We start from the raw sequence: 13449 nt of genomic DNA on the forward strand, positions 1-13449 counted from the left end.
GCAGGTGACAGCTTGTATAAGCTAAGCAAGGTCAATGAAGGATGGGGTAGCAGTTTAATCTGGTATCATAAAATCAATTACTATAAGAAGCAGGTTTAATACATGACAGCAACGACTCAGGCTCAAGCGGGCCATAAGAGCAGCTTACTGCCTATGACCATTATAGGTGTGCTCTTTTTCATCTTCGGATTCGTGACTTGGCTTAATGGCTCACTGATCCCTTTCCTTAAAATCATTTGTGAGCTTAATGAATTCCAAGCGTTATTTGTTACGTTTGCCTTCTATATTGCTTATACCGTGATGGCGCTGCCAATGTCATCGATACTTAAGAAAACGGGCTATAAAAATGGTATGGCAATCGGCCTAGCTATTATGGTTATTGGCTCCTTGCTGTTTATTCCGGCGGCTCAGAGTGCAAACTTTATCTTATTCCTTGGTGCCTTGTTTGTATTAGGTACGGGATTGACCATTTTGCAGACCGCATCTAACCCTTATGTTGTGCATATTGGCCCTAAAGAAAGTGCCGCAATGCGCATTAGTATCATGGGCTTGATTAACAAAGGTGCTGGTGTAATCGTACCTATTTTATTTACTGCATTGGTATTATCAGGTTTTGAAAACTTCACCGCTGATCATTTAGCTGCATTGAGTGAGGCAGACCGTTTAGCGCAGATCAATGAGTTATCTTCAAGACTGGTCATGCCATACATCTATATGGCAGTGGCACTGACTTTCTTAATTGGCTTAGTTAAGTTCTCATCGCTTCCAGAACTTGAGTTTGAAGCAGCAGAGGATCATCAAGACAAAGGTAGTATTACGCATTTTCCACAAGTGGTATTAGGTGCCGTTGCTCTATTTGCCTATGTTGGTGTAGAGGTTATTGCTGGTGACACCATTGGTTTATATGGTGAGAGTTTAGGGGTAAATAACTTCGCATCTCTGACATCTTACACCATGGTGTTTATGGTGTTTGGTTACATTATTGGCGTAACTTGTATTCCTAAATATATTAGCCAAGAAAAGGCGCTGCTAGGTTCAGCTTTAGCGGGAATAGCATGTATTATTGGTGCGGCGTTAGCTTCGCGTGAAAGTACAATGATTGCCGATGTTCTCTGGGGCTGGAGTGGTATTCCAGTGATCCCTGATACGGTGACATTTGTCGCACTGATGGGTCTAGCTCATGCACTTGTGTGGCCATCAATTTGGCCGTTGGCATTAGAAGGCTTAGGTAAGTTTACCGCTCAAGGTTCTGCGTTATTGATTATGGGGATCTCTGGTGGTGCAATCTTACCTTTGATATTCGGTAAGGTCGCATACTTTACTGACAATATTCAGGTTGCTTATTGGGTCGGTTTACCGTGTTATTTGTTTATCTTATTCTACGCCTTAAAAGGCCATAAGATGCGCAGCTGGTAAATCCGTGATATCGGTTCCTTGAGTTAGGGACAGTCATTAAGGAGCCCAAGGGCTCCTTTTTTGTTTTTGTACCATTTTGGTTAGGCACATCAAGGAACGATAAGGCTCTGTTAAATGCAAGTAAGCTAAGGCGGTAAGAGCCGGTAAGCACAAGAGAGTAGCAGGATACAAGCCTAAGGAAGCGTTTAGCGTTAAAGGTCTGTAAATAGCGAGTGAGTGCCAGATAGAAGCCGGAAAAGCTGAAAGAGAACAGGCGAAAAGATAAGAGGTCTGTAGGTCGGCATTTATGCCGTCATTGGCTTATAAAAAAGAGACTAGGTACGAGTAAATTACAGATACAAAAAAGCCACTCTATTGAGTGGCTTTTTTGTTTTTATGGTGCCGGCACCAAGAGTCGAACTCGGGACCTACTGATTACAAGTCAGTTGCTCTACCAACTGAGCTATGCCGGCTTATTTGTCTAACCAGTTAATTAACTCTCGTTAAGTAACTCATTACAAAATGTTGGTGCCCGAACCCGGAATCGAACCAGGGACACGAGGATTTTCAATCCTCTGCTCTACCGACTGAGCTATTCGGGCAACTAATCGCTACTAAAGTAGGCGTTAGATTTGCTACTTCAAACTTGGGCTTTAAAGCCTGTGTCGTTTGGAGTGCGCGTATAATATAGCGATGTTTTACAGGGTGCAAGTGCTTTTTTTGTTGAGTGGCTTATTAGTAACCTAAATCCTTGTTTATCTTTTTTGTTTGGTTAAAAAAATACCGATACCATAGTGTAAAGGTGTTATCGCTCTGCGGGATCCTAGCGGTTCAGTGTAAGAGTTATTAATCGCACTTCGGTAACTGCTCCTGCGTTACTCTATCCCCTATATCCATATTTTGCTGGATAAGTGACATTCGCAACATCTGAGCTCTATGCTTTATGAAATATCTTATAAGATCTATGTGTTAAACATCCATTAGCTCTAAAGATATTTCCCATAGTTCAATGGGGCAGTGTAGGGACGCCTTATGTATGTCAGCAAGATGCAAGATCATGTCGCTCGCATGCGTGCAGAATATCGCTTTTTTACGTTTAAGTGCGTTAACAGTGAATCTGATGCGCTATAACTTATTTGTATGAATTTTTGGACGTTCAATTTATGCGTTAATGGCTTCACAAAGCACACCAGTACTCTGTTATTCATCGACTTTGAACTCGCGGGCCCCAAAGCACTCTGAGTTGCTGCCTTTCTTATATTGGCCGGTATAACAATAAGCTGGTTCTACTTGAAAGTGTATGCTTTGAAAATGCGAATTGTTATTAGAGAGGGGGTGGGGGTGATCAGGAGATACAAAAAAGCCACTCGAAGGAGTGGCTTTTTTGTTTTTATGGTGCCGGCACCAAGAGTCGAACTCGGGACCTACTGATTACAAGTCAGTTGCTCTACCAACTGAGCTATGCCGGCTTATTTGTCTAACCAGTTAATTAACTCTCGTTAAGTAACTCATTACAAAATGTTGGTGCCCGAACCCGGAATCGAACCAGGGACACGAGGATTTTCAATCCTCTGCTCTACCGACTGAGCTATTCGGGCAACTAATCGCTACTAAAGTATGCGTTAGATTTGCTACTTCAAACTTGGGCTTTAAAGCCTGTGTCGTTTGGAGTGCGCGTATAGTATAGCGATGTTTTAGATGACGCAAGTGCTTTTCGGTGCGACTGCGCAACAAATAGACGTAAGAGGGCGTTAATCTTTATTTTTAGTATTGGTTGTATTTTCTTGCAGCAAAAACGTCAATTGAAAGGGCGAGGGCAACTGAATTAATTATCGAAATATATTTAAACCAAACCATATATATGACGCTTGACGAAGGTAAGGAAGGGTTTCCTCATGGGAGAAGTATTTTGCAGATGCTAATGACTATGACTATGACTATGACTATGACCCAAGGCCCACTCGATCAAGAATGGTGTTTTTCTAACGGGGGGGACTGTTCTGGGCATATGAATAGCTACAGATTAATAAACACAGGCTAAAGAATGACGTTGTTTACGTACATGTTATTAGGCTGAAAGAATTACAGATGCAAAAAAGCCACTCAAAGGAGTGGCTTTTTTGTTTTTATGGTGCCGGCACCAAGAGTCGAACTCGGGACCTACTGATTACAAGTCAGTTGCTCTACCAACTGAGCTATGCCGGCTTATTTGTCTAACCAGTTAATTAACTCTCGTTAAGTAACTCATTACAAAATGTTGGTGCCCGAACCCGGAATCGAACCAGGGACACGAGGATTTTCAATCCTCTGCTCTACCGACTGAGCTATTCGGGCAACTAATCGCTACCAAAGTATGCGTTAGATTTGCTACTTCAAACGGAGCTTTTAAAGGCGGTCTCGTTTGGAGTGCGCGTATCTTATAGCGGTGAAAAAATTCCTGCAAGTGCTTTTTTAATTGAGCGGACTGTTCGGCTAGTTTGTGTGCAAATTTGAAAATGAGAACAATCATTGTGGCATCGATGGTAATAAAATTGCTCAATCCAACCTGTAACAGCCTATAACATCGTGACCAATAGGTGTTGATTGCTGCTAGAGGAACAGCAAATAAAAAGGCGTCGCTTAAATTATGCTTAAGCAACGCCTCTTTGGACTTTTTTAAAAACTTGGAGTGTTACTCGTCGTCTTTTTGCGGTACGTAGCCTTCAATTTCAACGTCTTTACCTTCAAACAAAAAGTTTACCATCTGCTCCTCTAAGAACTTGCGGTCATCAACATTCATCATGTTGAGTTTCTTTTCGTTGATAAGCATGGTTTGCTTTGACTGCCAAAGTGCCCAAGCTTCTTTACTGACATTGTCGAAAATACGCTTGCCCAAGTCACCAGGGTAAAGCTGAAAACCTAGGCCTTCTGCTTCTTTGTTTAAGTACACGCAGTTTACTGTGCGAGCCATGATTACTCCTTAATTAATACAGAACCTAAATCGGCCAAAATTCGCTCGGTTGCAGCGGCTAAACCAACTTTAGGTGGATGAGTTAAGTTATACCAGACAGTGGAGGCTTGTTCCATGATCTGGTTATCGCTAATGCCACTTACACGTACTAACACCGGTTGGATGTCGAGATGAAAGTGGCTAAAAGTGTGTCTAAAACCGACTAAATCCTGCTGCGAGCTAACCTTGAGTTGCTTGTCCTTAATATAAGTATCGAGTTCGGCTCGATCATTAAACTGAGGAAAGCACCAAAGTCCGCCCCAAATGCCAGCAGAAGGTCGTTTTTCAAGATGCACACTATGCTTATCTTCTATAACCAATAGCCAGGCTGATTTTTCTGGGGTAATTTTCTTTGGTTTTTTGCCTGGATACTCAGTCTGACGGCCACTTAACTGGGCCTTACAGTCTATCGCTACAGGGCATTGGGCACAGTTAGGCTTTGAACGCGTGCATACAGTTGCCCCAATATCCATCATAGCCTGATTATACTTTTGAATATTTTTAGCTGGAGTTAACGTTTCGGTTAATAGCCAAAGCTGTTGCTCGACAGGTTTCTTACCCGGCCAGCCTTCGATTGCACCATGGCGCGCTAAAACACGCTTTACGTTACCGTCGAGAATTGCAAAGTTAAGCCCTAAAGATAGCGAGAGCACGGCGCCGGCTGTTGAGCGGCCAATACCAGGCAATGCCAATACATCATCAAAGTCGGTTGGGAACTCGCCGTTAAAATCTGATTGCATAATCTGCGCGGCTTTATGTAGGTTTCGTGCGCGAGCGTAATAACCCAGTCCAGTCCAATGATGTAACACTTCGTCCTGCTCGGCACTGGCTAAGCTATCGATATCAGCAAATCGTGCAATAAACTTTTCGAAATAAGGGATAACCGTAGCAACTTGGGTCTGCTGTAGCATGATCTCTGAAACCCATACTTTATATGGGGTTTTATTAAGTTGCCAGGGAAGTTGTTTACGACCAAAATTGTCGTACCATTCGATAATTCTTGTTGAAAAAAGCGCAGTAGTTTTCATCGGCGCAGTGTAACTTCAGCCTAGGGTTTAAACAAGCAAAGCGCTGGGCTTTTTATGGCAAAGTGGCTGGAGTGGTAAGCAAAAGATGGCTTATTTAGCGGTAAAGCAAAGGCACTGCTCGCACAAACTGAGATTATTGGTATAATTTCGCCATAATAAGGCTTGCACTGAAGGTTTAACTTTGGATAATGCCTTTCTTTTTTAAATTATGCTGTCTTAAGCGAGGGCGAAAATGAGCGACGTAACAACCGCTGAATTCAATGAAGAAGGTAAATACCTTCGCAAAGTGAGAAGCTTTGTATTGAGAGAGGGCCGCTTAACGAAGGGCCAAGCTCAAGCAATGGAGCAGCAATGGCCAAAAATTGGTCTGGATTATACTCCTGAGGCAATCGACTTAGTTGAAGTCTTTGGCCGCGAAGCTGATACCGTTTTAGAAATTGGTTTTGGTATGGGTGCGTCATTAGTTGCAATGGCTAAAGCATCTCCAGAGCTAAACTTTATTGGTATAGAAGTGCATAAACCTGGTGTTGGCGCATGTTTGGCAGAAGCTGCCGAAGCGGGCGTGACTAACCTACGTGTTTATCACCATGATGCGATTGAAGTGCTTGAAAATAGCATTGCTGAAGGCAGTCTGGCTTGTGTGCAATTATTCTTCCCAGATCCTTGGCATAAAACTCGTCACCATAAGCGCCGCATCGTTCAAGCGCCATTTGCTGAATTGATCCGCAAGAAACTTAAGGTTGGCGGTGTATTCCATCTGGCAACAGATTGGGAAAACTACAGCGAACACATGTTAGAAGTGATGACAGCTGCACCTGGTTATAAAAACCAATCTGCAACAGGTGACGTTATTGAACGTCCAGATCATCGTCCATTGACTAAGTTCGAAGCGCGTGGCCACCGTTTAGGTCATGGTGTTTGGGATCTTATGTTTGAGCGCGTTTAAGCGCTAAATCGAATTTATATACTGTAAATAAGCTATCTAGGAGAACAACCATGGCAGCAAATCGTAGTCGTCGCTTACGTAAGAAATTACGCGTAGATGAGTTCCAAGAGTTTGGATTTGACGTTAACTGGACTTTTAATGAGTCAGTAACTGAAGAGCAAATTGATGCAATCGTTGATCAGTTTATCGATCAAGTGATTGAACCAGCAGGTCTTGGTTATCATGGTGGCGGACACCGTGAGTGGGAAGGTATTATTGCCACTCAAGATATTGGCAAATGTACCGAAGAAAACAGAGCTGCTGTTAAAGCGTTCTTTGATGCTCAACCTGTATCAGATCTCGAAATTGGTGAGCTTTTCGATATCTGGTGGGGTTAATGCCTGAATTGGCATTACTTGAAGAGGTCATCGAAAAAGTACGGCCTCTTCTAGGACAGGGCAAAGTTGCTGATTATATTCCAGCACTTGCCCAAGTCGATGCTAATAAGCTAGGTATTGCCGTGACCACCTCTGATGGTGTCACTATAGGGGCTGGAGATTATCTCGAGCCCTTTTCAATTCAGAGTATTTCTAAGGTCTTTAGTCTGACCTTAGCGCTCATGCTATATGAAGAAGATGAAATTTGGTCGCGGGTGGGTAAGGAACCCTCGGGTCACTCTTTTAATTCTTTAGTGCAAGTCGAGTTGGAAAAAGGCTTACCGCGAAATCCATTTATCAATGCAGGTGCGCTGGTTATTGCCGATCTTTTGCAGAGTCGTCTAGGTGCACCTAAACACCGTATGCTTGAGATTGTTCGTGGTTTAAGTGAAAACCATCGACTCGGTTACGACAAAGTGGTTGCCGCATCTGAATATCAACACAGTGCGAGAAACGCCGCGATAGCTTACCTGATGAAATCATTCGGTAACTTCAATAACGACGTCGATACTGTGCTACATAGCTATTTTCACTACTGCTCACTGCGTATGAGTTGCGCAGACTTATCTCGAGCCATGTTCTATTTGGCAAACTCAGGTAAAAGCCTTGCAGGTAAACAGGTTATTAGTCCTGTACAAAACAGGCAGCTCAATGCGTTGTTAGCCACATCAGGCTTGTATGATGGCGCAGGTGAATTTGCTTATCGGGTGGGAATGCCGGGTAAAAGTGGCGTAGGCGGCGGCATTATTGCGGTTATCCCTGGGGATATGTCTGTTTGCGTTTGGTCTCCAGAACTCGATGCTAACGGTAATTCACTCACAGGTACTGCCGCGTTAGAAGCCTTGAGTCAGACTTTAGGCCGTTCGATTTTTTAGTTTTACTCAGTCTATTGCCTACAGTCAGTTCCTACCATTAGTTCCTACATCACTATCAGCATCAGCAGTTTTCGATATTTGGCCAATTGTTAGTTTAATTGGCTAAATATATTCTCATCTGAATTAAAGATATCACTTCTATTATATCAATTGCATTAGATATTTAATCAATTCAGAAGCGCTCAAGCTTTTCAATTCAAGGTGCATGGACGACAGAATGGTTATTCCCTTGTGAGTCGATGCAAAGCAGAAGTGGAATGCTTGAGCGATTCCCACTGAATGAACAAATACTTAATGCAATTGGTATTATTTAATTTTTTGAGGGTGTAACAGATTCTTTTCACTCATTACCTCTTAGCTATGAACGGGTAAGTTGCGTCTTTCTCCATCGTGGTCTCGTCTATGTATAATGATTCAGTAGCGGTAGATGCTCTATATACGAGTCCTCTAGCGACAGAACTGTCGATTATCCGGCGAATTTCCTTGACGTAATTTTAAGTATTCACTGCATTTAACTTGCTCATTACCAATACTTCATTTCTAGCAATTCAGTGTCACGACTGAACTCACATGCCCTGGAACTTGAAGTGTCTGACAACCATCGTTTTGACAAGAAACTTAAAGCATAATTGAGCTGATGAAGGTTGTAATACCAATCAGTATAAAGATTTGGTCGCTCAGCGAGAGTTTAGCGGCACTGAGACAAGGTAGCGAGTGAAGAGCATAGTTATTCTACGTTTAAGCTCGTTAATACAGTATCAGAGCCGCTAAAACTCGCCATTCTGGAGCGTTTTTGCCTGCCTACTTCTGCGTTGAACAACTTCGCAAGGGAACAACCATTCTTTCAGTTATTCGCCTTGAATTAGTTGCCAAAAAACGCTCTGAGTAGATCAACTTCTTATACTGATTGGTATAATTGACCTGTACCTCAGTGGAGTCAGTCTTGGGGGGCTTGAGGTCGTCTCAAAATGAGGCTGCTAAACGCCTATAACCCTGAGCTCAGTTCATTTTCAAATTTCCCCTTTTTGGGTAAAGGGCTTTATTCTTCCTATACTCAACTATGAATATCTGAAAAAGGAGGCCATATGTATAATAGATGTCAAACATTGTCAAAAGCAGTCTTTACCTTGTGTGCATTGTTACTCACAACTCTATATACAAATTCTCCTTCAGCTCATGGCACTCTGTCTTCCATTCAGCTTAACAGTCAGCAAGGTAAAGACTCCGTCGATAAAAGGCCGAATATTTTAATTATTGTTGCCGATGATATGGGGTGGTCGGACATTGGGCCTTTTGGCTCCGAGATCCTTACGCCCTCGTTGGACAAAATGGCTGAGAGTGGTCTCCAGTTCACACAGTTCTACGTTAATCCTGCTTGCTCTCCAACACGTTCATCACTGATGTCAGGGACAGATCATCACCTTACTGGTATGGGAACGAATGCAGAGCTTCTTTCAGAAGAGCAGAGGAAAAACCCTGAACCGGGCTATGAAGGCTATCTTAATGACAGAGTCGTGTCGGTGGCTGATACGCTGAAGGATTCCGGTTACCAAACCTTTATGGCCGGTAAGTGGCACCTTGGTGAAGAAGAAGAGCATTGGCCAGACAAGAGAGGTTTTCAGCGCTCATTTGCGCTGATGCAGGGCGGTGCCAGCCATTTTGGAGATGAGGCCTGGATGTCCAACAATTATTATCCCGTATATGCTGAAGATGGTGTACGTACACACACGCCTGATGATTTTTATTCGTCAACCTTCTATGTAAATAAAATGATTGATTACCTCAGTACAAGGGACAAAAACAAACCTTTTTTCGGGTACGTTTCATTCACCGCTCCCCACGACCCTTTGCATGTACCTGACAAATGGAATGACAAGTATAAAGGCAAATACGATGCGGGTCCGGATGCTGTCCGTAAACAACGTTTAGCTAGGCAGACAAAGATGGGGCTTTTTCAGGAGAATACCAAGCTATGGGAGATCCCCAACCCACCTAAAGGGCATCCCCAGCACGTGCCGACATGGCTGGAGAGACCGAAGGAAGTGCGTGCCTACTCCGTCCGAGGGATGGAGGTTTATGCCTCAATGGTCGAACTTATGGACCAGGAGATTGGCCATCTCATCGAATACCTGAAAAAGACGGGACAGTACGACAACACCTATATATTGTTCTTTTCGGATAACGGGGCCAATGGAGCCGGTATGGGCAGCTATCCAGATACCGGTGAGGAATGGGTAGCCCGGAATTCGGATAACCGTTATGAAAATATCGGTCGCAAAGGGTCACGTAATGCTATCGGCTTCGAATGGGCTGTGACAGCCAATACACCTTTACGTCTTATAAAAGGGACTATCGCTGACGGGGGCACGAGGTCACCACTCATAGTAACAGGACCTGACATAGCCAAAGGCAAGCGTTCCGATGCCTTGTTACATGTCAAGGATATGGCTCCTACTTTCTTAAAGATCGCTGGTACTAGCCACCCCAAACAATACAACGGAAAAGATGCCTTGCCTATCCAGGGTAAGTCTATGCTCACTATCTTGAAGGGCGAAAGCCAAAGCGTGCGCTCTGAGCTGGATACTTTAGGTTGGGAGCTGATTGGGCTGAGAGCTATACGTAGCGGTAATTGGAAAGCGACAAGACTTGCTCCTCCTTTCGGGGAAAGCAATTGGCAGTTGTTCAACATGAAGGATGATCCCGGTGAAGCCGTGGATATTGCTTCCAAGTATCCGGTAAAACTCAAGGAGATGATCAAGGCCTATGATGAGTATCAGGAGCAGAACGGTGTCGTTGAAATCATGATAGATATCGACCTAAATTAGGGGCGCTCAAGTTGATTCAATGTTAACTAGGTTTGACTAAGATTGATCTACAATTTAACTTGAGAATCTAGTTATGAACTGAGTGATTTGAAGAGTGATTGCGGGGTGGGTCTGGTGATGTGTAATGCTCAATAATTTGAATAAGGGACTTTGACACTAAGGAGTTACAAAGGGTGGCTAAGCTGTCCGTGTGTGGTCGCCTGAACTCGATGTTAACGGTAATTCATTCACTGGTACTGCCGCGTTAGAAGCCTTGAGTCAGACTTTAGGCCGTTCGATTTTTTAATTTCCCTCGCATTATGATCCATATCAATATCGACATCAGTATCAATATCAGCTGTTTGTAATATTTGGCCAATTGTTAGTTTAATTGGCCAAATATATTATTTCACAGCGTGTGTCATCTCTATTAAATTTAAGTGATAACCTTTAAAAACATAGCTTTAGGTTGTTTGGCACGGTCTGTGCTTTATCTCTGTCAAGATTGAAAAATAAAATCATACAGACAATAGCGATAAAGGATTGATGCGATGAAAAAACTACTTACTTCTGTTGGGATCTCAGCCGTATTGTTATCGGCAACTAGCCTACAAACCGTTGCCGCTCATAGTGACCATGATATGGCTAATGAGTGCGAGGTTTCTCTTAACTACGACGTTACAGTGGAGCCGAAGAAACTGATTATCAGTGAAGTCGGTGAAGAAAAGTATCGTATTGAAATGGATAAACTGTTTGTTAATGGCAAGCAGGTTTCACTTAACAACAAACAAAAAGCGCTTGTTAGTCAATACTCTGCAGAGGTGTCTTCACAGGTTCCTGAAGTTATTGCATTAGTAAATGATGCCGTTTCAATGGCGTCTAGCGCAGTAAGTTTAGCGTTAACCCCACTTTTAGGTGACAGCGCAGGGGCTAAGATTGACGAGATGATGGCAGGGCTTGAAGAGCGCATCGAAAGTGTAGCGTATCAGCATGGAGATAAGTTTTACCTTGGTGCGACAGAGTCATCTCTAGAAGATGCGTTTGGTGAAGAGTTTGAACAGGAGATGGAAGAGCTGGTTCAAAATTCACTAGGTAGCATGATGATGAGTTTAGGGGCGCAGATGATGTCGGGTGATGGTGATTCATTTGAGCAAAAGATGGAGTCGTTCTCGGTAAAAATGGATTCAATTGGTGAAGAGATTGAGCTGCAAATGGAGCAGCAAGCCGATGACATTGAAGCGCGTGGCGAAAAGTTATGTGAAAATTTCAAGTCTTTAGTGGTACTTGAAAAGCAATTACGCAATGAAATTCCTCAACTTGCTAATTATCCGTTAGTTGAATCAGCAAATACCACTTTGCTCGAGTAAACATTACTTCACTGGACTCATTACTAAGTCATACGCTTGGTAAAACAATGAAGTAAACCTGTTGCCTTTGACTATTTGCAACGCCCCCTGCATCCCACCTTTGTGCAGGGGCTTTTCCGTTCTAATGCCTTAATAGACTTTCGTATTAGCTTTCCCTTTTGTATATAGCCAAAACTACATATTTGATGAGTTATGGGGATTTTTTGGTATACTTCTAAAAATAAAAATAAAAACCAATAATTGGTTAAATAATAAAACTCTACTCTAGCGTACATATATTCACTTAAGATATTGTTTTTAAATTAAAACAGCATGTCTTAGCGATGGAAGTACTATTACTGTCGTAAACACCTTAAGGCGATTTACATGTTAGAACTTTTAGAACCAATCGCAATTTTCACCCATGTGGCTCGAGCGGGCAGTTTTAGCTCTGCGGCGAGAAAGTTAGGCATATCAAAGTCTAAAGTTAGTACCCAAGTTGCCGATCTGGAACATAAACTGGGTGTTCAGTTAATACAGCGCACCACCAGAAGTTTGAGTTTAACGGAAGCAGGTCAGCTGCTATATACCCAAGGTGAAGCGCTACTAAGGGATGCAGATCAAGCGGTTGCTAGCGTGCATAACCTTAACGACGCTACTCGAGGTGTATTGAAGGTAGGCATTTCTCAGTCTTTCGGTACCATGCATATCATTCCTGCTCTGCCTGAATTTATGGCAAGGCACCCAGAATTAGAACTGCAAGTAAGCTTACTTGACCACAAGGTTGATGTGGTTAGTGAAGGTCTGGACTTACTACTTACCATGTCAGAGCAATTACCGTTAGGTATGGTTGCAAGACCACTAATGAAGTGCCAATTTTTGTTAGCGGCATCACCGTCTTATGTTGAAAAGCATGGTGTGCCAAGTCGCCCTGAGCAGTTAGTGGATCATAATTGCTTAGTATATCAAGGCGAGTGGCATGAACACAGCGTCTGGCAGTTTAAGCAAGGCGATGATTACTGTGAAATTGGCGTAACGGGTAATTTCAGAGTCGACAATGCCCCAGCGCTTAAATCCGCGGCAGTGAGCGGGCTAGGTGTGGTTTATCTAGCAAGTTACCTACTTGAAGATGAGCTTGAAAAGGGAACGCTAGTTCCAATTCTTGAAGATTGGCAATTAACTCATCATTTGCCATTACAGGCTGTTTACCCAAGACGTAAACACTTGGCTCCTAAGGTGAGCGCCTTTATTGATTTTATAAAAGATCATATCGGTACGCCGCCGTATTGGGACACTCCTTTAAAAGAATTGTATGCAAAACGTAAGTAAAATAGGGAAACATTGTTCTATATGTTGAACGGTGAATGCATATTGCTAATGTAGTAAGTGCTTATGTGTATTCTATTCAGTTACTTAATTCATATTCTCATGTTGTTTAGTTAAGTTACACTTAGCCTTAGCTAAACAGCTTGAAATCATTTCGGTTGAACTTTGTTCTCATTTTAATACAATTGCAGGCAGTTGATTCAAAAGCTCTGAGTCCTATAGTGCAATCGAGAATGACCCCTCTCTATTGTGCTATACAGAGCAGCTAAAAAGCATTTTGTATCAATGCTGGCAGACCGTTTAAGAACTAAAACAATGTCAGCC

General features: G+C 42.8%; 10 protein-coding genes and 6 tRNA genes. 8 read left to right on the top strand and 8 right to left on the bottom strand.

Annotation, left to right across the window (positions count from 1 at the left end):
• Nucleotides 1–102: 102 nt before the first annotated feature.
• Complete coding sequence (locus tag ACVBIL_RS00480; RefSeq protein ID WP_447165036.1) at nt 103–1416, top strand: sugar MFS transporter; 1314 nt, start codon at nt 103–105, stop codon at nt 1414–1416.
• A gap of 376 nt (nt 1417–1792) precedes the next feature.
• Here the strand turns inward: ACVBIL_RS00480 and ACVBIL_RS00485 are convergent.
• The 8 genes from ACVBIL_RS00485 to mutY all read right to left on the bottom strand — a co-directional run bounded on the left by ACVBIL_RS00485 (nt 1793) and on the right by mutY (nt 5412).
• A tRNA-Thr gene (locus tag ACVBIL_RS00485) sits at nt 1793–1868 on the bottom strand.
• Between the two features lie 53 nt (nt 1869–1921).
• A tRNA-Phe gene (locus tag ACVBIL_RS00490) sits at nt 1922–1997 on the bottom strand.
• Nucleotides 1998–2788: 791 nt separating this feature from the next.
• Nucleotides 2789–2864 (bottom strand) — tRNA-Thr (locus ACVBIL_RS00495).
• Nucleotides 2865–2917: 53 nt separating this feature from the next.
• A tRNA-Phe gene (locus ACVBIL_RS00500) sits at nt 2918–2993 on the bottom strand.
• Between the two features lie 531 nt (nt 2994–3524).
• Nucleotides 3525–3600 (bottom strand) — tRNA-Thr (locus ACVBIL_RS00505).
• 53 nt (nt 3601–3653) lie between these two features.
• A tRNA-Phe gene (locus ACVBIL_RS00510) sits at nt 3654–3729 on the bottom strand.
• A gap of 337 nt (nt 3730–4066) precedes the next feature.
• On the bottom strand, nt 4067–4345 hold the full coding sequence (locus ACVBIL_RS00515; protein WP_012276265.1) for an oxidative damage protection protein: 279 nt from the start codon (nt 4343–4345) through the stop codon (nt 4067–4069).
• A 2-nt stretch (nt 4346–4347) separates the two neighbouring features.
• Nucleotides 4348–5412: an A/G-specific adenine glycosylase gene (gene mutY / locus ACVBIL_RS00520; RefSeq protein WP_447165037.1), complete on the bottom strand. Its 1065-nt coding sequence runs from the start codon at nt 5410–5412 to the stop codon at nt 4348–4350.
• A 232-nt stretch (nt 5413–5644) separates the two neighbouring features.
• On the opposite strand from mutY, the gene trmB reads away from it, so the two are divergent.
• From trmB to ACVBIL_RS00555, 7 genes are all read left to right on the top strand, one after another.
• The gene (gene trmB, locus ACVBIL_RS00525; protein ID WP_447165038.1) at nt 5645–6358 is read left to right on the top strand and encodes a tRNA (guanosine(46)-N7)-methyltransferase TrmB; all 714 of its coding nucleotides are present in this window, start codon (nt 5645–5647) and stop codon (nt 6356–6358) included.
• 50 nt (nt 6359–6408) lie between these two features.
• Entirely contained in the window at nt 6409–6735 is a 327-nt protein-coding gene (locus tag ACVBIL_RS00530; protein WP_447165039.1) for a YggL family protein, read from the top strand.
• A complete protein-coding gene (gene glsB, locus ACVBIL_RS00535) occupies nt 6735–7649 on the top strand; it encodes a glutaminase B (RefSeq protein ID WP_447165040.1) in 915 nt (304 codons plus the stop codon). The genes ACVBIL_RS00530 and glsB overlap by 1 nt, the downstream gene beginning before the upstream one ends.
• 1085 nt (nt 7650–8734) lie before the next feature.
• Nucleotides 8735–10474: an arylsulfatase gene (locus ACVBIL_RS00540; RefSeq protein ID WP_447165041.1), complete on the top strand. Its 1740-nt coding sequence runs from the start codon at nt 8735–8737 to the stop codon at nt 10472–10474.
• A 190-nt stretch (nt 10475–10664) separates the two neighbouring features.
• Nucleotides 10665–10760 carry a glutaminase gene (locus ACVBIL_RS00545; RefSeq protein WP_447165042.1) on the top strand — a complete coding sequence of 32 codons (96 nt, stop codon included), beginning with the start codon at nt 10665–10667 and terminating at the stop codon, nt 10758–10760.
• 244 nt (nt 10761–11004) lie between these two features.
• Complete coding sequence (locus ACVBIL_RS00550) at nt 11005–11820, top strand: YggN family protein (RefSeq protein WP_447165043.1); 816 nt, start codon at nt 11005–11007, stop codon at nt 11818–11820.
• 366 nt (nt 11821–12186) lie between these two features.
• Nucleotides 12187–13128 (top strand): LysR family transcriptional regulator, encoded by a 942-nt coding sequence (locus ACVBIL_RS00555; protein ID WP_447165044.1) that lies wholly within the window; start codon nt 12187–12189, stop codon nt 13126–13128.
• Nucleotides 13129–13449: the final 321 nt, after the last annotated feature.

It is taken from the genome of Shewanella sp. 125m-7 (assembly GCF_052977045.1).

Bases quoted from the DNA above. Each gene is read 5' to 3' on its own strand.
- ACVBIL_RS00480 (WP_447165036.1), top strand. From the start codon at position 103: ATGACAGCAACGACTCAGGCTCAAGCGGGCCATAAGAGCAGCTTACTG.
- ACVBIL_RS00515 (WP_012276265.1), bottom strand. From the start codon at position 4,345: ATGGCTCGCACAGTAAACTGCGTGTACTTAAACAAAGAAGCAGAAGGC.
- mutY (WP_447165037.1), bottom strand. From the start codon at position 5,412: ATGAAAACTACTGCGCTTTTTTCAACAAGAATTATCGAATGGTACGAC.
- trmB (WP_447165038.1), top strand. From the start codon at position 5,645: ATGAGCGACGTAACAACCGCTGAATTCAATGAAGAAGGTAAATACCTT.
- ACVBIL_RS00530 (WP_447165039.1), top strand. From the start codon at position 6,409: ATGGCAGCAAATCGTAGTCGTCGCTTACGTAAGAAATTACGCGTAGAT.
- glsB (WP_447165040.1), top strand. From the start codon at position 6,735: ATGCCTGAATTGGCATTACTTGAAGAGGTCATCGAAAAAGTACGGCCT.
- ACVBIL_RS00540 (WP_447165041.1), top strand. From the start codon at position 8,735: ATGTATAATAGATGTCAAACATTGTCAAAAGCAGTCTTTACCTTGTGT.
- ACVBIL_RS00550 (WP_447165043.1), top strand. From the start codon at position 11,005: ATGAAAAAACTACTTACTTCTGTTGGGATCTCAGCCGTATTGTTATCG.
- ACVBIL_RS00555 (WP_447165044.1), top strand. From the start codon at position 12,187: ATGTTAGAACTTTTAGAACCAATCGCAATTTTCACCCATGTGGCTCGA.